Origin of the sequence: Paenibacillus sp. FSL H8-0168 (assembly GCF_038592955.1) — a bacterium.
GTDB lineage: Bacteria > Bacillota > Bacilli > Paenibacillales > Paenibacillaceae > Paenibacillus > Paenibacillus polymyxa_B.
The window spans coordinates 3753055-3777855 of sequence record NZ_CP151948.1 but is presented as its reverse complement, the minus strand read 5'-3'; the positions used below and the strand labels follow the sequence as shown (position 1 = coordinate 3777855).

Here is a 24801-nt window from a genome sequence, read left to right as displayed (position 1 = left end):
TTTTCGTTGTTTCTGCACTTTACCTTTTCACATTATAACTTCGCAAAATCTCCAAAAAAACGGTGCTTGCTTTCGTTTCAAATGTCGATGAAGGAGTTAGGAAGGAGAATTTTCGAATGACCGGAAGATTATGAATATCCAGTACTTTTAATGTGCCCAGAGCAAGTTCCTTCTGAATGACCCATTGGGACAGCAAAGAAATCCCCAAGCCTGCTTCTACAGACTCTTTGATGATCTGTGTACTGCCAAAATTCATCATATGAGAAGGGGAGAACCGGAACCGTGCAAACATATTTTCAGCCGCTTCCCGGGTTCCAGAACCTTCTTCCCTCAGAATCCAGATGTCCTCTTGCAGCTCACTTAAATCCACTTGAGATTTACCAGCCAAACGATGATTTTGCGGAACGACGATATACATTCGATCATCAGCAAATGATTCAATGTGTAAATGGTCATGCTGAAATTCTCCTTCGATAATGCCTACATCCAGTTGATTATGGATCATGAGCTTTTCAATTTCCTGAGTGTTACCGATGGTAATAGAGGGCTGAATGAGTGGATACTGGATTCTCATTTGCGCAATCACATGCGGCAACACATATTCGCCATATGTGTAGCTTGCGCCAATCGACAGGTTTCCTTTTGCCGTATGTATCAGCTCGTCCACCAAATATTGCATCCGTGTATGGAGACGGATAATCTCCTGAGCATGATGATACACAATTTCACCTGCTTTGGTTAAGCGCACATATTTATTACTACGCTCCAGGAGGCGGGTCCCTACGCTACGTTCCAGCGTTTGAATATATTGACTTACCGCAGGTTGGGTCATGTGTAACACCTCGGCAGCTCGTGTGAAATTTTGTTTCTCCGCGACCATAACAAATACGATTAAAGATTGGTCCAAAGCCCATTCCTCCAAATTCATCATATCTATTTACTTATTATCATTATTATAATCATTTATTTTTATTATGACAAAAAACATATTAAGCTGGATGCATGTAGAATTGGAGGGGTTCACCATGAACAGACATACACAACACACCAAATTATTTTCGAACAGAGGACGATTATTCCAGCGTATACTTGGTATTATCCTCACGATGTTATTTGCTTTGGCAGGCTACGGCCTGAACGAATTGCCAGGTTTTCATTATGTAGGTCCATTGGCTTGTGCCATGTTTCTCGCTATTCTGTACCGACAGTTGTGGGGATACCCTGAAGCTGTGCGCTCGGGGGTTGAGTTTTCAGCAAAGAAAATACTACGTGGAGCTATTGTGTTATTTGGGCTGAAGCTGAACATGGATGTTGTCATTCATCATGGGTTGGGTTTACTTTTGCGTGATGTGGGGACTGTTGTATTTTCCATCTTTTTTACGGTTTGGCTGGCAAAACGTTTCAAGGCAGATGCCTCGCTTTCGCTTCTTCTTGGTATTGGAACAGGTGTTTGCGGTGCAGCAGCGATTGCAGCGGTTTCTCCCTTGTTAAAATCCAAAGATGAGGATACAGCCATAGGGGTAGGACTCATTGCCTTGGTTGGAATGGTATTTGCCATTTTGTTTACTGTGCTTCGGCCCTGGCTTCCTTTGACAGATATGCAATATGGAATCTGGTCGGGTATCAGTTTACATGAAATTGCACATGTGGCCTTAGCTGCAGCGCCTGCCGGACAGGATGCACTTGCAATGGGCTTATTAGCCAAATTGGGGCGTGTTTTCTTACTCATACCGCTCAGCTTTGTTTTAATGGTTTGGATGAAACGAACTGGAAAAATTCGTACAGACGCTAAAGTGGAGTTCCCCTGGTTCCTCATCGGCTTTATGGCTACAAGTATTGTGGGCAGCTATGTTTTTGGAAAATATATTGTAGTTCCATCTAGTCTGACGAACGGAATTTCTCAAGTTACCACCTTTATGTTAACGATGGCTATGGTAGGTATGGGGCTGAATGTGAGCTTTAAGGCTTTGCGGGAGAAAGCAAGGCTTCCTTTACTGGTACTGTCTGTTACCTCGAGCATTCTTATAGGATTAACATTTTTAACAGTGTGAACATGAAGTATTCGTTTGGTGATAAGATTGCTAGTAAACTAGATTAATAAAACTGAAAAAGCTCTGCTTGCTGTATAGCTGGTAGAGTTTTTTAGTACTTTTGTATGATAAGACTGAAATATGTACTGAATCAATCGTAACTTTTTACATATGATTCGCGTCTATCAAAATGGAGGTCCTGAGAATCATAGAGTGCAAGAATTTCATAAGCGAAAATTTAGAGAATGGTAGGGTACATAATGAAGAAAATTTGTTTATTTGCTTTTTTGTTTCTGTTTCTACTAGCATTTCCAAGAGAAAGTCATGCTGCATCTTCGAGTTCACATCTTCAGTTGGATGGTAAAGATATAAGTGTTGGCAAAGGTGTTCAGATTCAAGAAGTAAAGGGGAATGTACTGGTTCCACTCCGTCTCATTGTAGAGGAATTGGGTTATAGCGTGAATTGGGAGTCCAAGACAGGGACCATAACTATACATAAGCAAAATCTTAACCTCAGTCTTCAGGTCAACAACCCCATAGCCTCTGTCAATGATCATCAAATGGGATTGGCTGTAGCTCCTTTGCTTAAAGAGGGAACGACTTATGTTCCGCTTCGCTTTGTGTCCGAACAGACAGGGATTGATGTGGCCTGGAACAACGAGCTTAAAACTGTGTTCCTGACGACTCCTCCTACTTCAAGCGGCAATAGCGAGTCCACTCATGATCATCCTGCTACTCCAGCTGTAAGTAATCCTAAAGAGAGTGCGCGCACGGCTATAAACCAAATTAGCTTCGCTAATCACCAATTAACTATAACTGTTAATGGAAAGGTAACCCCCAAAGTAACCACGTTGACTCATGCTGACCGTATTGTTGTAGACATACCTAGTTCAACGTTTTCTGGGGAATTTCTAGCATCGCAATCATTTGACAGTAGTGGACAAGGAAGTTTTCCAGTCACAGAAGATCCAGATGTTTCCCAAGTAAGATACTCCATGTTTAGTACAACCCCCGCATCGGTACGTATTGTGGTTGATCTTAATCACAGCACACCCTTTCATGTACTCAATGCGGATGATGGTAAAGTTGTTATAGCGTTGGATCAGGAAACGGAGGGGCCATCAACTACCGAGGACGTTATACCTACCATACCTGTTGTACCTGCGATTTCTTCTGATGGACACGCGCAAGGAATTGACGTCTCACACTATAATGGCAATATTGATTGGCAGCAAGTGGCAGCGGCAGGTAAGACATTTGCTTTTATTAAAGCTACAGAGGGCACAAAATATCAAGATAATCAATTTTTGATAAATGTACAGGGTGCCAGAGATGCTAACATCTTGGTTGGCGCTTACCACTTTTTGAACGCTACTACTGCGGATGGAGCTCGTCAGGAAGCAGCTAATTTTGCCAGGGCTATAGATTCAGCAGGAGGCAGGCTGGATCTCCCCCCTGTGATGGACTATGAAAATAACCCCAAAGGTCTTACTCCTGCACAGATTAGTGAAGTGGCGCATGCTTTTTTGGATGAAATGGAGAGGCTTACCGGGCGTCAGCCGATCGTATACACGGGCAATGTCTTTGCTTCCAAGTTTGATCCTACATTTTCTATGTATAAGCTGTGGGTAGCCCGATACAGCACTACGCAAAAGCCGACCGCAGTCCCAGCTTGGAATAGCTGGTGGGCTTGGCAGTACAGTAGCACAGGCAGTGTTCCGGGTATTCAAGGCCAAGTCGATTTGGATGAATACAACGGAACGATAGATGAACTCCGGGCTTCACTGGCAGGAGAGCTTGATTAGCATAATCAACGTTATAATCAATCCTCGCGAATCCGGAATAGGATCTGCGAGGATTTTTAATGTCTAATTTGTTTAGTTGGGCATGATCCATACGATTTCGCTGATTCGAACAAAGAATTTTTTTCCGTATACATCTAAAATGACATGATCAGGCTTACAGTCCACTACACATCCATCAATTCTGCCACGTGTTGTCTCAAGTACAACGTACTTGCCGATCACCGATTTTAATGTTTCTACGACGTACGGATCTACAGGGTGCACCACGACGTGGTGAGAGGTAGGATGGTGGGGGAAAGGTTGATTAACGTTGTAATTGAGCATTTGATTTGAATTCAATTGCTTCACTCCTTCAAGATTAGTTGTGTTATCCTATGCTCCTGCCTAGGAAAGGTGTAGGCTAATGCCCATCAGCAAAAACATTCATAACATTGCCGAAAAGCCCGGTCCGTAGGAAAGCTCAATACATAAGCTATGTTGTACCTTGAATTGAAGGAGGCAATGACCATGAGTGAATGTGAAAGAGGTTGTGGTGGCGGTTCAGTAGGGGGCTACCCAGGAGTATGGACATCGACAGGAGCTATTCTGGTACTGTTCATTCTGCTCGTTATCATTACGAAGTCTTTATGGGTTTAAATTGAACTGAGTAGCTTAACCCCCCATCGGTATATAACCGATGGGGGGTTAAGTGTTTTAGAGGATGGAACGTATGTAAAACACCTCAAATAACAGCGTACAAGCCCTACACAAACTGTGCCGGGCTGGGCAGCTGTCATTTGAGTTACATTGGCATCTATAGACAGGAACGGACAATGGATCAGGATTAAATTAACGCAATCGCCAGCAGGGTGAACAGGCTCAAAGTTAAGATTTGATTCCCATACCCGTAGCCAGGATAAAAGGCAGACGTTTGTACACGTCCGTTCCGTTCTGTTTTTAAGTACACATTATTACGATCCACATCCATAATGGTTCCTTCGTACTGTTTTCCGTCAATGGTGAGAATACGCACCTTTTTATTCATGCAGTTCAAACAGTTGTAGTAAGCGTCCATTCCATCACCCCCTCTTATACATTGGCATTTTATGAGAGGGACGGTCTTATGGTAACGGCGAACATACAGGGAAAAGGTATTCCCTCCAACTTAAGACCTGACTAGAGTTAGCCTATTCTTGATAGGGATTAAAAGAGAAGCCAGGATATCCGTTAGTATAGGCGTAATCTCTTTGGGGGACGACCTGATGGTGTGATGAAGCATCAGCAAGCCTTACATGTATCCCTGGTTTTCGGGGGGGCTGCTGCTTGCAGTCATTGGGAGGACCGATGATGACAGGTTTTTTAATAGGGGCGAGCGCTTCCTGAACCTTATTCTCATCCAGGCAGTAAGTATGAGCCATAATATTATTTGGCGTTAGGCGCAAAATGTCAGATCCCAGTATGAATTCAGGGGTCGGGGCATCAAAAATCGTCAACAAATGAGTGTTATCCATCGTGGCGACCAGATAATGCCACCATCCTTGAGGGACGTTAGCCACTTGGCCAGGTGTGATCGGAAAATGTCGTAATTCGCGGGTAAAGGGGTTAATCAGTGACACGGTTACTGCTCCTGAGATGCAGTAGACCAGTTCTGTGGCATTTTGGTGATAGTGAGGCTCCACAACATTAGCAGTGCTGAGGCGAATATCCAGCAGCGATACATTTGCTAATGTATTCAGCTGCTGGATCGACAGCTCGTTGATCGAATTTTGAGCATCCTTCTGAAACAAAACATTGTCGCTTAAATCATAGGTGAATTGTACAGTAGGAGAGGTGTAATCCATATATGAATTCACGCGTCGTTTCCAGCCTTTCTGTTAATCAAGATTTGATGATCGTACGCTACTCTATGCATACGCCCATATATGTGTGCGCGCAAATGTGATTTGAATTAGTAGAAATCAGGCTCCGATCCCGGGCAAGTTGAAACGAAAAATAGCGAAAAAAGTCACGTATTCAAGTGTGGTCAGAACATGATCCATTTCTTTTAATACACGTCATCCCTTTAGGGATGGCATTTTATTTGCTTGGGTAGTCTTAGGACCAGAGCCGGATGATACGTAAATGCGGCTTGTGGTATACTGCAACGGACGTGTGAAAGCATGATTGTCCCATTCCGTATGTAGCCACGCGTCATTTCTGCAGCTAGGCATAAGTTATGTCATAAGAAACATCATCGGATAAACGTCCCTGAGTTGTACAGGCCGGAATGGTTGCACCGGACAGAACATGAAAGAGGAGGTTGTCTGGAATATGAAAAAATTATCTATTTTAATCCTGTCCTGCGCATGTATGTTAGGTACTGTATTGTCAGTCGCACCAGGACAAGCACAAGCACAAACGTCAGCTTTGAAGAAAGGGATTCAAAGCGAACGGGTGCTGGAGCTTCAACAGCAGCTTCATTCGCTCGGTTATTTCAAGGCTGGGTTTACTGGGTACTATGGTTCTCTGACCAGTAAAGCGGTGGCTCGTTTTCAACGAGATAACGGTCTGACACCTGATGGAGTAGCCGGAGCGGCAACACAAGCCAAGCTGAAATCCTTCGGAGAGGTGCGCGTAACCGCGCTGGATCAACTGGCTCGTATCATTTATTCTGAGGCGCGCGGAGAGTCGTTTGAAGGTCAAGTGGCTGTTGGCGCTGTCGTATTAAACCGTGTGCAGTCCGGCGAGTTTCCAAGCTCGATCCCGGACGTTATTTTGCAGCCTGGCCAATTCACCGCTGTACAGGATGGTCAATACCGCCTAAAACCAAACAAGACGGCATACCGTGCAGCCAGACAGGCACTTAACGGTGCTGATCCGACTAATGGGTCCTTGTTTTATTACAACCCGGCCATTGCCACAGCCAAATGGAGTAAAAGTCGCCCGGCTGTCATCTCACTCGGTCGCCATACGTTTACGAATTAATTGCACATGAGAATACGCAAATTTCCAGCCGTCAGTTGCTTCTTCTAGGAGCAGTGACGGTTTTTTATATTCACAAATTTGTAATATTTTAGTGGTGATTTATCTGATTTAATATTAAAAATTCTACCTATTATTCCGATACTCTTAATAGACAAAAAAATGAAATCAAAGGAGTCTTTCTAAATGAGTCAACATCCTTACACTATCGAAGTAGATCAAGCCATGAAAACGGTACATATGGCGGTGAATGGAGTTTTTAGCCAGGAGGAGTATGATAGCTTTGTAAAAGATTATGTAGCCAAAACTTCATCCATTCAGGCGTCCAGCTTTACACTCAAGGTAGATTGTACCCAGATGGCACTTTTGGGTCCGGGAGAAGTGGAAAAATTGAAGGGCTCATTTGTACGTTATAAAGAAACTGGATTTACCAAAGTAATCTTTGGCATCAGTCTTCAACAAACCATTATTAAAATGCAGCTTGGTCGAGTAGCACGTGAAGCAGGATTAAATAACGTAGATATTGTCGTACAATAATGCGCTGACGTATGTGTAAGGGGGAAACCTGATGAGCCATATCAAAATAAAAGCACTGGGTGTGTACCATCCGCCCCATTCGTTGGATAACGAATATTATGTTCGCCATTTTGACGAGCGGGGCAAAGATATTCGACGCTTCATGGAGCATATGGGTAGAAAACAGCGTTATATCATTGATGATCCGAACGAAAACGGCCTAACAATGGGAATTGCAGCTGCGCAAAAAGCTCTGGAACAAGCCGGTATGACAGGCCGTGATGTAGATATGATCGTGTTCTCCACTCAAGTTCCTGAGTCACTGTTTCCGATGAATGCTTTGTTTGTTCACCAGGCGATTGGGGCGAGACATGATGTGGCCGTGATGGATTCCAACGCGAATTGTGCAGGGATGACAGTCGCTGTCGATCAAGCCAGTCGGTCAATGCTATCTAATCCTGACGTGCGGACAGCGCTTATTATCGGTTCAGATTATAATTCACTCATTTCCGGTCCGGAGGATGAGATTACTTATGCGAACTATGGAGATGCTGCATGTGCGGTTATTTTGGAGCGTACAGAAGAAGACACCGGTTTTATAGATTCGATGTATTTTACGGACCCAGTCAATATAGATAAAATTTTGTACCCGGCTCAGGGGTTAGCGGCAACAATCCAAAGGAATGCTCCCGGAAAATATATTCAGTGGCTTCCGTTCGATGCCAATATGGCCTTGCCTTCTACATTTGATCTGCTTGAACGCATTTTAAAGAAAAATGGGCTGGAGCCTCAGGATGTGCGGGCTTATTGTCTGTCTCAGTTCTCGTTAGCAAATGTATTGAAGATTCAGGATCAATTGGAGCTAGAGGATGCCCAAATGATTTATGTGGGTGATCGATATGGTTACACAGGTACCAGTAGCCCGTTCATTGCGCTATATGAAGGTATTGAATCGGGTCGTATCCGGCGCGGTGATTATGTGCTGTTCTGGACGATTGGAGCTGGATATCAGCTGGTTGCTATGTTGTTTAAATATTAGTTATGAGAAGACCTTGCAGCTGTAAGGTCTTTTTTGTGTGTCACACAATGACAATTGTAATGATTTGGTTGTGCTATGTATGATTATTTTGTAAAATTTAAACATTGAATTAAAAGGGACAGCTTATATTGCGGACATCGGATAGCATGACAATTATGACGGAAAACATGGCACACAATTCATAATAGGAGCTGAAGAGTCATTAAGATCGAAAATTTATTTTATGGGGAACGAATAAAACTGGCCGCAGTCAGGGAAGAAGATGCCGAAGTGATGTTCAAATGGGGTGAGGATGCGAAGTATCTGCGAAATGTAGATACGGATTTGGCGCTCCCCTACACGTTGAAACAGATGGAGTCAGAAGGATCTCCCCGCTCTAACGAGGTCTATTTTCGATTAAGAACATTGGCAGATGATGTCTTGATCGGATTTGTTGCTATCCACGGGATTGAGTGGAATAATCGCAGCGGACAACTGGCAATAGGTATAGGTAATACGGATTACCACGGCAAGGGCTTTGGGGCAGAAGCGGTACGGCTCATTCTTCGTTATGCGTTTTATGAGCTCAATTTGAATCGGGTCGGCTTGGATGTGATTGAGTACAATACACAAGCGATCCGAACTTATGAGAAGGCGGGGTTCCAGCTTGAGGGTAGAGTTCGTTCCGCTGTTCTTCGTGATGGTAACAGTTATGATCGTATCATGATGGGTATCCTGTATTCTGAATGGAGCTCGACTGTTCAAATATAATAGATACACAATTTGTTCATAAAATATTCCATAATAAGCCTTTTAATAACGTGAAAAGAGGTTTATAGTTAAGGGGTCACATGCCCAAATCATTATTAATTTGAGTATGAGTCAAAGCTGAGGAGGAATTTACATGGCAAACGTTGTAAGGTCCGTTACTTCACCCAAGAAATTTATTTCTGGACAAAATCTACTCTCGTCGTTAAATGACTATATTAAGGATTATGGCGATAAAGCCTTTGTCATTTGTGATGAGTTCATACTTGAAAGGGCCCAAAAGGAGGCAGGTGCTTCGATTGAAGCAGCTGGTAATCAGGTGGTCTTCGAGAAATTTCAATATGAATGTACAAAAGAAGAGATTGATCGTAACCGCGAATTGGTGCGTAAACATGGTTCGAACATTATCATAGGGATTGGCGGGGGAAAAACATTGGATACCGCCAAGGCAACGGCTTATTATGAAAAGCTGCCTGTTGTTATTTTCCCAACGATTGCTTCTACAGATGCTCCTTGTACCGCGCTTGCGGTTATATACAAAAAAGATGGCTCTTTTGATGAATATCTGTTCCTGCCTACTAATCCAGACGTTGTACTGGCGGATACAGGCATCCTGGCAGCAGCGCCTGCACGTTTCTTTGCAGCTGGAATCGGTGATGCACTGGCCACTTATTTTGAAGCTCGTGCCTGCTATCAGGCCAATGGAGATAACCTGGTTCTGAACAAGCCTTCCACTACAGGACTGGGACTTGCTCGTCTTTGTTATGATACGTTGCTGGAAAATGCTGTGAAGGCCAAACGTGCTGTGGATCGTAAAGTATATACTCGTGCGGTTGAGGATACGATTGAAGCTACTATTTATCTGAGCGGTGTTGGTGCAGAATCAGGTGGATTGGCAGCAGCACATGCCATTCATAATGGCATGACGGCTGTTCCTTCGCTCCATAAAGCACAGCATGGTGAGAAAGTTACATTCGGTTTGTTAACCCAGCTAGTGCTGGAAAATGCACCGAAAGAGGAACTGGAAACCGTGATTAAACTGGTGAAGGATGTAGGCCTTCCGTTGACGCTTCGTGACTTGGGTGTAGAGGAATTTGTTGAGGCTGAATGGCGCCAAGTGGCTGAAGCTGCTTGTGCATCGAATGATACAATGGTCAACATGCCGTTCCCGGTTAGTCCTGCTGACGTGTACAATGCAATCATTGCAGCGAATGCAATAGCAGAATCCTATCAAGAATAGTTTCTTCCTAAATCACGAAAATGGGTTTACAAAAACGGGTCTGTCACATCACTGGCAGACCCGTTTCGTTTACGTGCACTAACTTGTGAAACAAAAGAAGGGTACCAGGGACTTATATCCTATCTTGTTCTGACCGATATACATGTAACAGGGAAATTAGGTTGGTTACACAGCAGGAGGAGATTTGATGTTGGTGCATGGTAGAACACGTAGGGGTAACTTGTACATCCATATGTCCAGCGGTTTTCACAAAATTGGAGATTATCGGGAAGAATATTCTGTAGCACCGGGTGATCGGCTGATGTCTAGACTGTCCAAGCGGATCTACACCATTGTATCCGTACATCTTGGTGAAGAGGCGTATGCCGATATTGATCTAGAAGAGGTTATCAGAAATAGTTAGAGAGCTTTATTTGGATTTAGTATAAAAAAAGCTTCCACTTTGCTCTTAGAGCGAAGTGGAAGCTTTTTTCTTTCAGCGGAGGGACTCATGAAGAAGGTCTCGTGTGATGATATTATTTTGGTTCATAAAATGTCTGATTGCTGCTTGTGAATTGGTTGCAGACAGCTCCTTTCCCCATGTCATGGCATAGGCCCAGGCTGGCTGGTTTTGCAGCACCTTCGCACTCGGCAGAATATCACTTTCTCCGATTCCTATAGGCTTGCCCTGCGCAAGCTTTAGCAATTCAGTGTAATAGGAGGATTTATAATCATTATTATAGATATCAGCTGCAAGAATATCTACCCGGTTAATACCTGGGAAGGACAGATTATAGGGAGTGCTATATGCGTTTGGGGCATTGGGACTCCATACCCACAACAGGTTATCCAGATGATGGACATGAGTGAACCGATCATACATTAGATTCCACAACTTAGCGTAATTTTGCTTGTTCCCCCACCAAAACCAGTTGCCGTTCATCTCATGATAGGGTCTCCATAAAACAGGTACATCCGCGTCTCGTAAAGTCTTAAGGGACAGAGCCACCTCATCCAGATCGGCGATCAGTTGTTTATATTGCGGGGTACCCGGCGTGATGTAACGATTAAATTCAGCTTGAGTTATTTTTGCTTGTACATTTTTCCACGTTTTGGGTGTGCCCGGTAGCGCCTGATGGAAGGTAATAGCTACAATTCCGCCGTCCTGACTCCATTGGATAGCACTATTCATAACATGCTGACGTTGCTCTTGTAGGGCCGTACGGGACTGATTAGCTAATCCTCCAAACTCATAGCCGTGAAGTCCTGCGTATTGTCCGCTGATTTGTTGTAGCTTGTTATTTTGTTCATCCGGTGCCTCTAAGTAATCATGCTGCCCGGAAATTAGCATATCATCCGGTACATTAGATAGGTAGGCAAGTAATTGCTTGGCTTTGGCAGAGGCCTGAACATTAATTGGCGGGGCGGCATCGGCAACAATGAATGATTGCTGAGAGCCGCTGAAGAGTAAAACAAGCATTAGCAGTAGCACCCTCTGTAACCAAAAGCGTGTTGAGTGAGATTTCATGGCGCTCCTCCTTTGATGCATGGTAATGGGATTAGTATTTTTCTTTTTGCTTTCTAAGCTGTATATAGGCGCTAATAATAATCACCAGCAGACTAATCGTGGCCCATCCATTAAATTCCTGTGAGTGTATCCAGTTGTCCCATACAAGGAAGCCTAAAATTACAACGAGCAAACCCATTGCAAGATACATTTTGGTTTGTGCTGGACGTTGGGTGCGTTTTGAAATCCAATGTATGATGCCGAAAACGATGGCTGCCTGAAATAAAAATATGCCCATTATCATTAAACTTGCTATAAAGATTGGGGACATCGGTATCCTCCTCCTGGGTTTACAAACAGAATATGCAGGTTGTAACCGGGATGTGGATTCTTGGATGTGAATTTAATTACAATTGGAGTAAACATTTGAGCGCTGGTTACGATCTTGAACAAGTTGACTAAATTATACCATAACTACCGTCCTGCAATGAAAGACGTCTAAATACCCACTCTACCTTGATTCGACATCATACTTTATATTCAGCGAAATATTGACATATAGATGTACACTTCACATAAATGAAGATGCAATCAGAAATATGTGGTAAGTATATGCATAAAAGCACCGCGAAATCGACGGAAAATTTTGGTATGATTAAAATGGATTGAAAAGGAGGTACTCTTATGAATGAAGAAAACAGACCATTCTCTAGATCAGCAGATGCTGAAGGAGCCAAAGCGAACTTTGATGCCAATCAGCGGAAGCTTCACTCCGAGGGAGTGCCTAGCTTATGGCGTCAGGTTAGCAACCTGCTGATTCTAGTTGGCGTGATTGCATTGATTATCATTTTAGCTCGAGTGCTATAATTGAGATATCCAAAAAAACGAAAAGAATTCGAAGAATTAGGGATGTGAAATGGTGTTAAAGGCAGCTTTACTTTTTATATTGGCTGGCATCGCTGAAATTGGAGGAGGATATTTGATTTGGCAGTGGCTGCGTGAAGGGAAGACATGGTATGTCGGACTTTGCGGCGGAGTAATTTTGGCTGTGTATGGAATCATTGCTACCTTTCAGGTTTTTTCCTCCTTTGGGCGTGTATATGCAGCATACGGAGGTGTCTTTATTGTTCTTTCCATCGCATGGGGCTGGTGGATTGATAAAAAGACACCCGACTTGTACGATTTCATTGGTGGATTGATTTGTTTGGTCGGTATAGCTGTAATCCTGTTTCCGCGATCAGGGTGATAGGACGAAAAACCCTTTTTTATTTTCGAAAACATGACTATAGGTCTAAAAAAATAAGCTTCATATTCCGAAATAGAACTTAAGGAGGGGGTTCTATGAACTGGAATCAAATGAAGCTTAGATTGAAATTTGGCAGTACTATGCCGAAGAATGAAGGTAATTTCTCTTTTGGTATCATGTGTGGACTTTTAATCAGCATCGTGCTGTGGATCTCGATCATTGGCTGGATCATGCTGATCTTTAAGTGATTTTACGAAATCACTGTACATATCAAAACAAATGAATTAAGGACTGCTCGCAAACCTGTGTCCTATTACCCATGCTTTATTTTGTGAAATCGTTACGTAACTTGTCTATCCCGCGACCTATGGCTTCATCAATCATATCGGTAGCAGCAGGTGTATCTGCATCGGTTTCAGGAATGCGATTAAATCCTGGCTCGCGGTTGTCCAGGGATTGTTTATGTTTGATTTGATCGTCAGTACGATTCTTTTCAGAGTTATTATCTCTCATAGCACATCACAGCTCCTTTTATTAGGTACATTCAGCTTCTATACTTTACATAAACGCTTGTGCTCCAGACTAAACGTTGATAAAAATAAAACCGGGGGGAAGTAAATCCCGCCCGGCACTTCCCAAACAACTAGCGATGCTCAATCAGATCAATCGCCCCCAGAACAACATGAGCCAGTCCGAAACCGAGAATGCCTGTAGCTGCAAGTTTGTACTTACTGCTCAGCAACACAGCGCCTGAAGCCGATACTACCGTTCCAAGAACAGCTGGAATCATACCTTCACGCATTCGTAACACCCCTTCTGGTAGTTTGGAAAGACGTTTATTAGTGTAATTCAAATGTGCACAAGTTATACAAAAAGAGAAATTTATTATTTTTTTTAAAAAACACTTTACAATTCGATAAAATTATCGTATTATATGTTGGTGCCCAATTGAACGACATTTACATAACGAGAACACTTCTTAATCAGATGTATGTTTCTCAGATACTTGTAAGACAAGTAAGTGTAAAGATTAGCGTTCCTAAATTTATGCCGGGGTGGCGGAATTGGCAGACGCACAGGACTTAAAATCCTGCGGTAGGTGACTACCGTACCGGTTCGATCCCGGTCCTCGGCACTATGGTTTTTCTCTTGAATCCCTTGATTATCAAGGGATTTTTTATTTTTTAGTGATTGAAATCATGACTTCCATATCACAGGGAGCGAGCGCCTTTTTCGCTCTTGGGGACGGATTGGGGACGAACTTTTGGATCGAAGACATCGAGGTGTGCTGTTGTTTTACGACTAAGCTTCTTGGTGACATGAGCATAGGTATCTGAAGTCACCTGAGATGTGGAATGTCGCAATCGATGTTGAATCTCCTTGATAGATGCTCCCTGGCCAAGCAAATACGTTGCATTTGTATGGCGGAGACCATGGAGTGATACATTACGGAAGCCACACCGCTCACACCAGTTTTTCCACTGCTGGGACGGCGTTGTATGATAATAGGGTTTCCCTGTACCTGAGTGAAAAACAAAGTTGCGATCCCCGCCTTGCCATGTCCCATTTGCCTTTGCCTCAAACCTTAGTTTACGCATGCCTTTAACATGGACGGCCAGTTCCTCCATATACCATTGTGGCATATCTACATAATCGTTAGATGCTTCATTCTTGGTATCTGTAATGTCCGCCTGGCCATTTTTGGTGCTGTCAACCGAACACTGGATTTTGTCACCATCGACTATGGACGGGGCGCAACAAGGAAGGTGAAATTGGACTCAGGATACCAGAAGTAAATTAGACCGTAAGGGCTTAAGCCTTTGCGGTCTTTATTGTAGGTGTCTAAAGTTCTAGACTGAAAAATAAAGTAATAGTCTGAATGAGAAATTATCTAAGTTCAATGAACATTGGTCTCCGAAAGTCATTGGTGAAATGAATGACTATCAATTTAAATTGGTCAAGATAGAATTTGTATGGCACGATCATCAAGATACCGACGAGGTGTTTATCGTGCTCGAAGGGGAGATGTTCATTGATTTCCGCGATGGCCAAGTAATGATTTCCCAAGGAGAGATGTTTATTGTACCAAGGGTGTCGAACACAAAACTTTCGCTAACCAGGAGTGTCATATCATGTTGGTAGAGCCCAGGGGCGTAGTAAACACTGGCGAGACTGAGTCAGAATTAACAGCAGTCAATGATATTTGGATCTAATGCATTTAGCTTCAGTTCGATTACATCGTTAAAGCAACGGGAAACGATAGTTCAACTTCACTTGCTGCTATGACGAAAACCGGATTCCCCTGTAAGGGTCCGGTTTTTTTCTGCAACGCATTGCTTAGAATACGATTTTTTCCGTTTCGTGAGGTGACCCCTATATCGTGAGTACCATCGGGAAATTCTCCAGCTACACTATATTCTTCATTCGCGCCATTTCTAATGCTTCTTCACGATTGTTGACGCCGAGTTTCGAGTAGAGAATCGAGCAGTAATTGCGGATCGTTCCCTCGATAAAAATAGCTTGACGGCAATCGATTTGTAGCGCAGTCCGCTCGACAGATGCTCCAGAATCTCCATCTCGCGTTTCGTAAGCCCGTACGGGTAGTTTCCCTGACTTGAACCGATTTTCTCCAACTGCTCACGTTGACGCTTCATCTCTTCGAAAACTCGCGTAGCGACCGATTGGTCGATCCAGGTTCCTCCATTATAAATAAGTTTCAAGGCTTCCTTCATCTCAATTTCCGAATGATTCAGACCTATCATGCAATATAACTTCCCGATCCGTCAAGCGAAAGAGGGTGGGGTAACAGCGGTTAGAACGTAGCTTAGCAAGCACGTCATATAAGACAATTGACAGTTTGTCATGCGGTATATGTGACAGGTCCAAGTACGATGTCATCAAAAGCTTGGCGGTTTTATCACTGTTCGATTTAACAATATCGGAGGTAAGGTGAGGGGGTAAAGCAGAACAACATTCTAAAATAATAGGAGCGATTGCGTTATGAAATCATTCACCATTCGAAAAGGAGTTGCACTTACTTTAATAGCTATATTGGAGACGGATTCCTAACGCTGCTCTTTAACGATTTGCTACTTCAGGGATTTGGACTCACGTTCTTATTCAGCTGTATATTTCTGACAGGCGGTTGGTTGTTTACCAGGAGACGGACGATCTAAATACGCCCTTGAGGCAAGGGACGAATCAAAGTTCTTTGACTTGTAATTCAATCAAAAAATGCGGGAGCGGTCACCTTAGGGGAAACCATGGATAATCAGAGAAAATTAAGAAAAGAAATCGCCCCCCTACGAAACATCGAATATCAGAATTAGTATATGGCAGATTTCAATACCATGCCTCTCTGGCAATAGACGCAGAACTGAACGAATTGTTTAGCTTCGGCCGTAAGAGGGCGACGAATCCTTAGGTTGCAGGGTTTGTTGAAGAAGATGTCTATGAGGGGACTTTCCGTCATTTTCCCGGCACGCGCTGCACACTGCTTTAATTAAAGGTTCCCGATCAGCATCGTACCGATGTGATTCGGATCATCCGGACTTTTCAGAAGGAGAAGCCATCCTATCGGCATTACCTGATTTGATTGTTAGGAGTGCAAATGAATTTCAACTAGCATGTAACGAAATTATTTTTGGTCGCACTTATATATCAAATTAAACTTGAGCGATTAGCGATGTGCATCAAATTGAGTGACGGACCCCCCGACCCCAAACGAAATTAACCTTTTCTTAAGAATTTCTTTACGTTTAATTATGCTTTATTTTTCATATTTAATGTATCCGGCCCCGTCTCAAGACGGGCCACCAACCAGTACCTCAGCCCGTATGCTCTTTTGGTTAAATCCTCTATCATAAAGTTAACAGAAATAAGGAATTAACATAGAAATATTATTTCAGTTTGACAATTTCAATAAAATTCGTCGATTAAAATAAGAATGAGGGATGGTTGGATCAATGTTGCTTCGTTTACGCAAATCTTCAATGCAGGCGGCCTGGATGGTGTGGGAAAGAGGGTTCGATTGGATTTCACGCTTTCGCGGCTCGCATACATCGCACTTTGGAATTTGCAAAGTCATGATTAAGAAACACCGAGGGGAGAGTATCGTCTGTGCGGACTCCACCATCATCGATAAAGGCGATCTGGTCGGGGAACTCCATCTCAATAATGAAACGATTCTGACGCTGATCAAATCCGAAGACTCAGACCGCGCGGCGCTCATGACGGCCCGGCTTACACGGAAATCCATGCAGCAGATCAGCGAGGCATTCGCAAGTCAGCCGGAGTTCAGAGAGGTGAAGGCGTTAGTCGGCATTACGCTGCTTCATCGTGGTTTGATACATGGTCTTGGTTTCGAACAACAACCGATGAAGTCCGATCTGTTCCAACGCATTACAACGGCTTATCTACGATTATTGTTATCCGTCATGCACCCTGAAGGCAAGAAGCGGATTGGCCGCAAGACCGAAAAATTGATACCGATGATGCTGATTCACTCCCGCAGCTCGCTGAGGAACCGATTTATGACGGTGAAGAGACACTCCGTTTCAAAGGAGTTATGTCTACCCAAATCAAGCTCCAATTAATTAAAACAAAAGAAACTAAGAGCGTGGTGAGTAAGTTCTTGGAGGGCGGTATGGAGTTGGAACACAGCGAGTGGAAACCCATACCGCCCGGAGGCAACCTATTTTTTATCATGCTCTGTAACAAAGGCGGGATAGGCATTCATGGATAAAATTATGGAATTTTTACAGAACTTCGGAGCGACGGGACTTTTCATTCATGCTATGCTCGATGCGATTATTTTCCCCATCCCGGCGTTCTTCCTGCAGCTTTCTTTAAGTGCGGTGCAACCGGAGTCGGCTTTATGGCTCGCTACGGTTGGCTTTGCAGGAAGTCTGCTTGGAACACCGATCGGTTATGGGATCGGCAAGGTGTCGGGAAAGCATGTTATGGGCGGTGTAATGAAGAAAAAATGGCTGGATTCGGCAAGCGACTTATTTGCCCGCCGCGGCGAGGCCGCAATCCTGATCGGATCGTTCACTCCGATCCCGTTTAAAATATTTACGGTTTTATCCGGATACATGAATTATCCGTTATGGAAGCTGCTCAGCTATGCGGCCATTGGCCGGGCGGTGAAGTTTTATGTAGTCGGTTTTCTCTTCTATATATATGGACGCGCGGCAGAGAATATGGTGAACCAAGTTCTCACGATTACGCTGGTGGGAGTTGGTGTAGCGATTGCGGCAATATGGTTCTTGATACGGAAGCTGTGCGAGCGGAGGAAGATAAGGGATGAACATCAACCGATCGAAAAAACAGGGAATGGAGGCGGAAAACAGGATGCAGTGGATAAGACGAATTGATCAAATGATGTTCTTCTGGTGCAACCAGCGGCTGAGTAGTCGGGCAATGGACCGATTGTTCGGATGGATTACCCATTTGGGCGGAGCTTTGTTTACTATCATTTGCGCAGTGTCCTTGGCATGGTTCGCCGAGGGGGAGTTCAGCAGAATCGGGCTGCAAAGCTTGATCGCACTGGGCGTTAGCCATATCGTTGCTGTCCTGATCAAGAGAAAGGTGCGCAGAGACCGGCCTTTCCGCAAGCTGGAGCAGGTGAAGGTAGGCAAATTCCCGTTGAAGGATTATTCCTTTCCATCCGGCCATACTACCGCTATTTTCGCCCTGGTTACACCTTTTATGTTGGCCTCATCGCCGGCAATTATGCTTGTCTTGATTGGTCTGGCCTTGTTGGTGGCCATATCCCGGGTTTATTGGGGCTATCACTATCCGATCGATTGTGTGGCTGGTGGGATGGTCGGATTCCTAACGGCGGTGCTGGTTGTTTTGTTCATGCATAGTTAAATTTCACGAGGGAGGCGATTGTTGATGAATAGCATGAAACGGGAAAAGCTGCTGATTCTGTCCGGCGCGCTCGGGGATGGACATATGCAGGCGGCCAAGGCGATTTTGGAGGCATCGGTGCTGTACAAACAGGGAGTAGAGGTGGTCGACTTCATGCAATGGATCCATCCCCGCATGCATGTGGTTGAACGGTATTGCTTCCTGCAATGGGTGAAGTATTTTCCTTCCTCATACGGATATATGTATCAGAAGACCCGGACGGACAGTACACTTACTTTCTTCCTGAAGCATTTTCTCACGACCAGCCTGCAGCGGCTGCTCAAACTTCTGAATGAGGAACAGCCGACGTTGATTGTCAGCACGTTCCCGCTGGCATCAGCCGCCATTTCCTTGCTTAAGGAAAAAGGGATGACGGATCTGCCTGCGGCAACGGTCATTACCGACCATTCCGATCACAGCTATTGGATACATCCGTCTACGGATCTGTATCTGGTTGGCTCCGAAGGCGTGCGTGCAGCTCTGCAGAGAAAAGGCGTTGCTGACCACAAAATCGCTGTAACGGGCATCCCTGTTCGCCCATCCTACAGTCAGCATGACAATAAAGACCGGCTGCGCGAGAAGCTAGCCTTGGCTCTTGACGCCTTTGTCGTGCTGGTGATGGGCGGCGGCTGCGGGATTATCGATAAATCCTTCATCGAGCAAATGCAATCTGACTCTTTTCCCCCTAACGTGCAATTTGTCATTGTGTGCGGACGCAATGTGAAGCTGCTGTACCGTCTGCGTGAAGCATTGGGAGACAGGGATAACGTCATACTGACAGGCTTCCTGGAGGGAATCCATGAATGGATGGCGTCCGCAGACGTATTGATTACCAAGCCGGGCGGACTGACGACCTCCGAAGCGCTGGCGCTTCAGCTTCCCATGCTGCTGCTGGAGCCACGGCTGGGGCAGGAAAAGGATAATGCCGATTATTTGATTCAAGCGGGAGTAGCGTATCTATGTCAGATTGACAATTTGCAGGATCAGATTCAGCGGCTGGTTCAACAGCCTTCCCTATTGGAAGAAATGAGGGAGAAGACAGGGTTGTGCAGACAGCAGGATTCCGCCAGACATGCGGTCATGCAAATTCTGAGCATGCAGAGCGATACACAGGAAGAAAAATGGGTTTGCTCCTTGCAGCAGTATGCTTAAGCTTAATTTTCACTAAGGGGGATAAAGACGTTGCTTGTTAAATATTTGTTGATTGGGCTCATAGGCTTCATCAGTCTGTATATGCTAATTCCCAGTTTTCTACCACGAATGATCAGGTTTGGAGCCTTTCGTAAGGGAACGACCAAGAACCAGGTAGCGTTCACGTTCGACGATGGGCCGCATCCGAGGTATACACCGGAATTATTGGATTTATTGCAGGATTATCAAGTGAAGGCCACATTCTTCGTGCTTGGCTCACAGGCGGAACTGCACCCGGATCTGATCAGAAGAATGGATCGTGAAGGTCATCAGATTGGAATCCACAATTACAATCACATCTCCAATTGGCTGATGCTTCCCTGGACGGTGCGGCGTGATCATATGAAACGGACCGCAGATATTATTGAATCCATAATTGGAAAAAGGCCGGATCACTATCGCCCGCCTTGGGGGCTCATGAACGCTTTCGATTTCTTTCATCCCAAATCGTACCGCATCGTACTCTGGTCCTTGAAGGCGGGGGACTGGCGCAGCAGAAGCTGCCGCAAAAAGCTGAAGGCAACGCTGCTGAACGGAATTACGGACGGATCTGTTATTTTGCTGCATGACAGCGGAGATTCGCCGGGAGCGGACCGTCACGCGCCATATTTTATGCTTCGGGCTCTGGAGGAAGTACTGCATCAATTACAGGGACGCAACTTGCAATTCGTTCGTCTGGATGAAATGGCTTGACAAAGGAAATGAGGTGACAATAGTGAAACAGGAACCGCAAATTTTAATTTTAACGGCCGATTACGGAGAAGGTCATCATCAGGTGTCCAAGGTGTTGCAGCAAAGCTTGATCCGCAATGGTTATAGCCAGGTGGCGGTTGTCGACTTGTTCCGGGAAGCTTATCCTGTGCTGAACAAAATAATCCGCTATCTGTACCGGCAAAGCCTGTATGCAGCCAGCCTGGGCATTCCCTATTACGGATGGACCTACCATCTGACCAACCAGCTTCCCATGAAGGGAAAGATCGCAGCCTGGATGAACAGTCTTGGCGGCGATAGGCTCAAGAAAATCATCCTCCAGTACCAGCCGGAAGTCATCATTTATACATTCCCGTTCGGCAGCTTGCCAAGCAGTGAGGCATTATCTGCGATCCGTCCCCGGACTGCTGTTGTCATAACGGACTTTGATGTTCACCGAAGATGGCTGTTCGCCAAGCCGGATCATTATTTTGTCCCTGCCAGCGACGTGAAAGAGGCCATGGTCAGGCAGGGCGTTCCCGAGAGTCGTATTACCGTGACCGGAATTCCGGTCAGGGAGTCATTTCATGATGCGGCAATGAGCGGTTCCGGCTCCATTAAAGAAGCAGATGAGCATGTGATTCTGCTTATGGCTAACGTCTGCGGCACATTGCATTCGTTATCGAGGCTCATCGGGAAGCTGCTGCTCTTGTCAGGCGTCCGCATTCAAGTGATTTGCGGCCGGCAGGAAGGATGGAGACGGAGGCTTACGGAGAGCTGGGAGGATGATGCAAGAGTGGATGTATTCGGCTTCACCGATCAATTGCATGTTCTGATGAGCAGCGCCTGCTGCGTAGTCACGAAAGCGGGAGGCGTTACACTATCCGAAACGATTCAGGCCGGGGTTCCAATTTTCATCCTAAATCCGTTTCTGGGGCAGGAGAAGGAAAATGCCCTGTATTTGCAGCGCAAAGGAGCGGCAGTCGTGGCCTTTACGATTCATGATCTGGTGTTGCAGATACAAGCGATGATCTCCTCTGAGCAGATCAAGCAGTCGATGATGAACGGGTTGCTCGCAGCAAGGCAGAAAGCGGCTGCGGACCATATTGTCCGGCATTTGTTTCCGGAGGCAAGTCCCTTAAGAAGGAGTGGAATATGATGAGCGGGAGGAGCGCGTTCAAGCTTTCTACTCTGACGCTGTTCACGGTGCTTTTTTGCACAGAGTTTGTCCGAAGCGCTTTCTTGTTCTCGTTCCTGCCGAACTTTGCCGTCAACGAGTCGGGGCAAACCGTTGCTTTGGTCGGTCTTGCCGTCTCGCTTCATTATACAGCCGATACGCTGATTAAATGTGTGGCTGGATATTTGCTGGACAGGTTTTCGCTGCGCTGGCTGCTGCCCGCCACTTTCGTCCTGATGCTGTCCGGACTAGCCGCCGTGTTCTTTAGTCCGTATGCCTGGGGGCTGGTTGCCGGTTCCGTGATGCTTGGGATGGGGGCGTCGCCTATATGGCTCATTTGTCTGGAGAAAGTCCGGCTGACGGAGCGGGCAGCCCAGATGGGGGCGATATACACCGTGTGGCTGGCCTGCATCGGTCTGGGGCCGGTCACAATCAATCTCACCTTCGATTATGGCTTCGAACCTGCCTTCCGGCTGATGGTTGCGCTGCTAGCCGTCGGCTGCATCGCATCGTTCGGGATTAACAGAACAACCCCCTTGCATCTCCAGAACGTCAGCTTTTCCGAACAAGCGGCAGGACTGCGAAGAAGGCTCGTTCAGCTGAAATGGCTGCTGCCAGGCATGGTCCTGCAGATGACCGCTGCGGGACTGCTGCTGCCGATACTGCCCGGTTTTGCCGCTGACCATCTCGGTCTGAGCCAGCCGCAATATTCGCTAATGCTCATATTAGGCGGGGCCGGCGCGATGCTGTTTCTTGTCCCGATGGGAAAGCTGGCCGATCGATGGGGGCACAAGCAAATGCTGTTCGCCGGTTTCGTATCGCTTACGGTCGTATTGGCTCTGTTAGTCGTATCCATGCCGCCGCCTGCATTAACGATGCTGTTTGCCTTTATGCTGGGATTGTCTTACTCAGCCGTGCTTCCGGCCTGGAATGCGGTGCTGTCGTACCTTGTTCCGGAGGATCAGAAGGGGACCGGGTGGGGAGTACTCTCCGGGATTGAAGGGCTCGGTATTATGATTGGCCCGGTCATCGGGGGATGGATAGCCAGCCAGTATACGAATGCCGCTGCCATTAGCATCAGCGCTGCTTTACTGGCGGTTCTTGCACTTTTTTATTTGATTTTGCCGCAAAACAAGCTTGTCTCGGCTGGCGGGACTTTGCAGCACAAGAGGGAGAATGCTCATGGACCTGATCGGGTTAGTTGAATAATTGTTTCACGATTATGGATACCTGGTCTTGCTCATCGGCTTGCCGCTGGACTGCATCGCGCTCCCCATTCCACCGAGTACACCTGAAATCCAAGCCATCGAAAATCATCACGATACAAGCCAAGCCTCAGTTCATCTACCTCAGCACAAGAAGCTGGTGAAGGTGCCGATTTTAATTATGATTCTTTAAAGGATTACATTGCCTATGGTCTAACTTATGATAAGAAAGAGGACAGATTTCTCTTCCATGACAAGCAAGTCAGATTGTTTGTTGATAAGGATATAAAAAATGAAGGTAGATCAAATAATTTTTACTATGATGCTAAAGGTAAATCCGATTTCAAAGGTGATTAGAGACGATAACAATAAGATAATCAAAATAACGGAAGTTAATGAAAGTGAGTTACAAGCCTTAAGTAAAACATTTGGATTTATAATAACTGATGGAAATTTACGGTTTGAATAAATTCATTATATAAGCTACTGAAAAAGCTTTAAACCGTAAAAGATGAAAGAAAACCAGTGAAATGATGGTTTTCTTTCACCTTTTTTAATAGACGGATTGTCAAGACAAGTACAACAGTTCCTCCTGAAACGATTCGTGAGAGGACTTCCATCTTAAGTTTTTCGGGGTCGGTTGTTAATCAGGGCGAGAGCCTGTTCCAGATCAGCATCTGTCACCTGAGCGAAGTTATGACCCTTTGAGATGAATTCACGCTCAAGACTTAGCATTCTCGTTGAAGTCTCGTTGCCAGGATGAGTACAGGTCGGCGAAATAGACACCCACGCCGTACAGCCGTTCCAACTCTCTGTGACAGACGAATTCTTTCCCTCGCCCACGGTCGCGCTCCGAATCGCAGACATCGGATACTGAGCCGCTAGTAAGCCAAACGCGAACTTCATCGATAATGCCGTGCGATCGTCATTTAATCACTTGGTAAAAACGTGTTTTTGCCTCCATGATGTGTCGACGCAAGCTTACTCTTCCCTCGGCTGGAAACGACCGTATCCAGCTCCCAGTGATCGAAGGTTTTCCGGCTGCGGATCGTATTGGGACGCTGCAAATCAGGCCGGGTATTATGAATCGATATCAGGAAAAGAGCATAGTAGACAAGAAGACGCTTTGGGTGCAAACAGCGGTACTACTAAATACAAACATAGGGGGAAGCTGAAATAAAAAGCAAGAGATTATCCGGCTCTACCGTATAGGGTGAGGCAGGTGCAAAAAAGCAAAGGGAGTTATGCAGGAATAACGATGAAATAGAAAGAAATATCATTGATGACAATTTTCTTTTCAAAGGAGATTATTAATTTCAAAAGCATACAAAAAGACCCCATCGAAATTATACTTCCTGTGCATGACATTCATGTTCCCTCTTACTTTTCAACACCATCATTTGATAAAATAAAACGAGCCGCCGAATACTATGACTTGCACGGCCACTTCATGCCTATTGTCGTTTCATTTCATTATTCCAGGTGGTATGTTCGTGATGGATATACGATTTATTGGCTACTAAAAGGTTTGGTTTAGAACAAGTCGTGATTCAGTACAGCCAGCATTTTCATTTTA

General features: G+C 45.2%; 29 protein-coding genes, 1 tRNA gene and 2 pseudogenes. 22 read left to right on the top strand and 10 right to left on the bottom strand.

The window, feature by feature from the left end; all coding sequences use genetic code 11:
* Positions 1 to 19: 19 nt before the first annotated feature.
* On the bottom strand, positions 20 to 907 hold the full coding sequence (locus tag MHI21_RS16610; protein ID WP_342418547.1) for a LysR family transcriptional regulator: 888 nt from the start codon (positions 905 to 907) through the stop codon (positions 20 to 22).
* Between the two features lie 118 nt (positions 908 to 1025).
* On the opposite strand from MHI21_RS16610, the gene MHI21_RS16605 reads away from it, so the two are divergent.
* Both MHI21_RS16605 and MHI21_RS16600 read left to right on the top strand, forming a co-directional pair.
* Entirely contained in the window at positions 1026 to 2051 is a 1026-nt protein-coding gene (locus tag MHI21_RS16605) for a putative sulfate exporter family transporter (RefSeq protein ID WP_341163650.1), read from the top strand.
* Between the two features lie 239 nt (positions 2052 to 2290).
* A complete protein-coding gene (locus MHI21_RS16600; protein ID WP_341163651.1) occupies positions 2291 to 3835 on the top strand; it encodes a GH25 family lysozyme in 1545 nt (514 codons plus the stop codon).
* A 72-nt stretch (positions 3836 to 3907) separates the two neighbouring features.
* Here the strand turns inward: MHI21_RS16600 and MHI21_RS16595 are convergent, their stop codons facing one another.
* Positions 3908 to 4174 (bottom strand): DUF2642 domain-containing protein, encoded by a 267-nt coding sequence (locus MHI21_RS16595; RefSeq protein ID WP_025719729.1) that lies wholly within the window; start codon positions 4172 to 4174, stop codon positions 3908 to 3910.
* Between the two features lie 168 nt (positions 4175 to 4342).
* On the opposite strand from MHI21_RS16595, the gene MHI21_RS16590 reads away from it, so the two are divergent.
* Positions 4343 to 4471: a hypothetical protein gene (locus MHI21_RS16590; protein ID WP_013371969.1), complete on the top strand. Its 129-nt coding sequence runs from the start codon at positions 4343 to 4345 to the stop codon at positions 4469 to 4471.
* Positions 4472 to 4658: 187 nt separating this feature from the next.
* On the opposite strand, the gene MHI21_RS16585 is transcribed toward MHI21_RS16590, so the two are convergent.
* Together MHI21_RS16585 and MHI21_RS16580 are read right to left on the bottom strand one after the other, a co-directional pair.
* A complete protein-coding gene (locus tag MHI21_RS16585) occupies positions 4659 to 4889 on the bottom strand; it encodes a hypothetical protein (protein ID WP_025719727.1) in 231 nt (76 codons plus the stop codon).
* A 112-nt stretch (positions 4890 to 5001) separates the two neighbouring features.
* Complete coding sequence (locus tag MHI21_RS16580; protein ID WP_341163652.1) at positions 5002 to 5667, bottom strand: cupin domain-containing protein; 666 nt, start codon at positions 5665 to 5667, stop codon at positions 5002 to 5004.
* Between the two features lie 457 nt (positions 5668 to 6124).
* Here MHI21_RS16580 and MHI21_RS16575 point away from each other — a divergent pair, with 457 nt between their 5' ends.
* From MHI21_RS16575 to MHI21_RS16550, 6 genes are all read left to right on the top strand, one after another.
* The gene (locus tag MHI21_RS16575) at positions 6125 to 6778 is read left to right on the top strand and encodes a cell wall hydrolase (RefSeq protein WP_165178363.1); all 654 of its coding nucleotides are present in this window, start codon (positions 6125 to 6127) and stop codon (positions 6776 to 6778) included.
* Positions 6779 to 6961: 183 nt separating this feature from the next.
* A complete protein-coding gene (locus tag MHI21_RS16570) occupies positions 6962 to 7312 on the top strand; it encodes a hypothetical protein (RefSeq protein ID WP_013311042.1) in 351 nt (116 codons plus the stop codon).
* Positions 7313 to 7343: 31 nt separating this feature from the next.
* Positions 7344 to 8330: a ketoacyl-ACP synthase III gene (locus MHI21_RS16565; RefSeq protein ID WP_342418546.1), complete on the top strand. Its 987-nt coding sequence runs from the start codon at positions 7344 to 7346 to the stop codon at positions 8328 to 8330.
* 201 nt (positions 8331 to 8531) lie between these two features.
* A complete protein-coding gene (locus tag MHI21_RS16560; protein ID WP_165178743.1) occupies positions 8532 to 9080 on the top strand; it encodes a GNAT family protein in 549 nt (182 codons plus the stop codon).
* A 133-nt stretch (positions 9081 to 9213) separates the two neighbouring features.
* Entirely contained in the window at positions 9214 to 10317 is a 1104-nt protein-coding gene (locus MHI21_RS16555) for a glycerol dehydrogenase (protein WP_023989402.1), read from the top strand.
* 187 nt (positions 10318 to 10504) lie between these two features.
* Complete coding sequence (locus tag MHI21_RS16550) at positions 10505 to 10720, top strand: hypothetical protein (RefSeq protein WP_165178361.1); 216 nt, start codon at positions 10505 to 10507, stop codon at positions 10718 to 10720.
* Between the two features lie 72 nt (positions 10721 to 10792).
* Here MHI21_RS16550 and MHI21_RS16545 read toward each other — a convergent pair whose 3' ends face one another.
* Both MHI21_RS16545 and MHI21_RS16540 read right to left on the bottom strand, forming a co-directional pair.
* The gene (locus MHI21_RS16545; protein WP_165178360.1) at positions 10793 to 11824 is read right to left on the bottom strand and encodes a glycosyl hydrolase; all 1032 of its coding nucleotides are present in this window, start codon (positions 11822 to 11824) and stop codon (positions 10793 to 10795) included.
* Positions 11825 to 11855: 31 nt separating this feature from the next.
* Positions 11856 to 12134, bottom strand: a complete 279-nt coding sequence (locus tag MHI21_RS16540; RefSeq protein ID WP_069289956.1) for a hypothetical protein — start codon at positions 12132 to 12134, stop codon at positions 11856 to 11858.
* A 353-nt stretch (positions 12135 to 12487) separates the two neighbouring features.
* Here MHI21_RS16540 and MHI21_RS16535 point away from each other — a divergent pair, with 353 nt between their 5' ends.
* The 3 genes from MHI21_RS16535 (at position 12488) to MHI21_RS16525 (ending at position 13297) form a co-directional block, all read left to right on the top strand.
* A complete protein-coding gene (locus MHI21_RS16535) occupies positions 12488 to 12670 on the top strand; it encodes a hypothetical protein (protein WP_013311035.1) in 183 nt (60 codons plus the stop codon).
* A 52-nt stretch (positions 12671 to 12722) separates the two neighbouring features.
* Positions 12723 to 13049 carry a YnfA family protein gene (locus MHI21_RS16530; RefSeq protein ID WP_023989398.1) on the top strand — a complete coding sequence of 109 codons (327 nt, stop codon included), beginning with the start codon at positions 12723 to 12725 and terminating at the stop codon, positions 13047 to 13049.
* A 95-nt stretch (positions 13050 to 13144) separates the two neighbouring features.
* Entirely contained in the window at positions 13145 to 13297 is a 153-nt protein-coding gene (locus MHI21_RS16525) for a hypothetical protein (RefSeq protein ID WP_165149143.1), read from the top strand.
* 76 nt (positions 13298 to 13373) lie between these two features.
* Here MHI21_RS16525 and MHI21_RS16520 read toward each other — a convergent pair whose 3' ends face one another.
* A complete protein-coding gene (locus MHI21_RS16520; RefSeq protein WP_342418545.1) occupies positions 13374 to 13562 on the bottom strand; it encodes a hypothetical protein in 189 nt (62 codons plus the stop codon).
* A gap of 130 nt (positions 13563 to 13692) precedes the next feature.
* Positions 13693 to 13851, bottom strand: a complete 159-nt coding sequence (locus MHI21_RS16515) for a hypothetical protein (RefSeq protein ID WP_013311032.1) — start codon at positions 13849 to 13851, stop codon at positions 13693 to 13695.
* 247 nt (positions 13852 to 14098) lie between these two features.
* On the opposite strand from MHI21_RS16515, the gene MHI21_RS16510 reads away from it, so the two are divergent.
* Positions 14099 to 14184 (top strand) — tRNA-Leu (locus tag MHI21_RS16510).
* Between the two features lie 76 nt (positions 14185 to 14260).
* Here the strand turns inward: MHI21_RS16510 and MHI21_RS16505 are convergent.
* Positions 14261 to 14692, bottom strand: coding sequence for a tyrosine-type recombinase/integrase (locus MHI21_RS16505; RefSeq protein ID WP_342418544.1), 432 nt, complete (start codon positions 14690 to 14692; stop codon positions 14261 to 14263).
* 232 nt (positions 14693 to 14924) lie between these two features.
* Here MHI21_RS16505 and MHI21_RS16500 point away from each other — a divergent pair.
* A pseudogene (locus tag MHI21_RS16500) lies at positions 14925 to 15262 on the top strand (cupin domain-containing protein).
* A gap of 193 nt (positions 15263 to 15455) precedes the next feature.
* Here the strand turns inward: MHI21_RS16500 and MHI21_RS16495 are convergent.
* Positions 15456 to 15784: pseudogene (locus MHI21_RS16495) on the bottom strand (LuxR C-terminal-related transcriptional regulator); the annotation flags it as partial.
* Between the two features lie 1230 nt (positions 15785 to 17014).
* On the opposite strand from MHI21_RS16495, the gene MHI21_RS16490 reads away from it, so the two are divergent.
* The 8 genes from MHI21_RS16490 (at position 17015) to MHI21_RS16455 (ending at position 23418) form a co-directional block, all read left to right on the top strand.
* Entirely contained in the window at positions 17015 to 17644 is a 630-nt protein-coding gene (locus MHI21_RS16490; protein WP_341163656.1) for a polysaccharide deacetylase, read from the top strand.
* 153 nt (positions 17645 to 17797) lie between these two features.
* Positions 17798 to 18424: a VTT domain-containing protein gene (locus tag MHI21_RS16485; protein ID WP_342420217.1), complete on the top strand. Its 627-nt coding sequence runs from the start codon at positions 17798 to 17800 to the stop codon at positions 18422 to 18424.
* On the top strand, positions 18402 to 18923 hold the full coding sequence (locus MHI21_RS16480) for a phosphatase PAP2 family protein (RefSeq protein WP_341163658.1): 522 nt from the start codon (positions 18402 to 18404) through the stop codon (positions 18921 to 18923). The genes MHI21_RS16485 and MHI21_RS16480 overlap by 23 nt, the downstream gene beginning before the upstream one ends.
* Before the next feature lie 24 nt (positions 18924 to 18947).
* The gene (locus MHI21_RS16475) at positions 18948 to 20114 is read left to right on the top strand and encodes a glycosyltransferase (protein WP_342418543.1); all 1167 of its coding nucleotides are present in this window, start codon (positions 18948 to 18950) and stop codon (positions 20112 to 20114) included.
* 30 nt (positions 20115 to 20144) lie between these two features.
* Complete coding sequence (locus tag MHI21_RS16470; protein ID WP_307346722.1) at positions 20145 to 20846, top strand: polysaccharide deacetylase family protein; 702 nt, start codon at positions 20145 to 20147, stop codon at positions 20844 to 20846.
* Between the two features lie 22 nt (positions 20847 to 20868).
* On the top strand, positions 20869 to 22002 hold the full coding sequence (locus MHI21_RS16465; protein WP_341163660.1) for a glycosyltransferase: 1134 nt from the start codon (positions 20869 to 20871) through the stop codon (positions 22000 to 22002).
* Positions 21999 to 23225 (top strand): MFS transporter, encoded by a 1227-nt coding sequence (locus MHI21_RS16460; protein WP_341163661.1) that lies wholly within the window; start codon positions 21999 to 22001, stop codon positions 23223 to 23225. The genes MHI21_RS16465 and MHI21_RS16460 overlap by 4 nt, the downstream gene beginning before the upstream one ends.
* Positions 23226 to 23229: 4 nt before the next feature.
* Positions 23230 to 23418 carry a hypothetical protein gene (locus MHI21_RS16455; protein WP_342418542.1) on the top strand — a complete coding sequence of 63 codons (189 nt, stop codon included), beginning with the start codon at positions 23230 to 23232 and terminating at the stop codon, positions 23416 to 23418.
* Positions 23419 to 24801: the final 1383 nt, after the last annotated feature.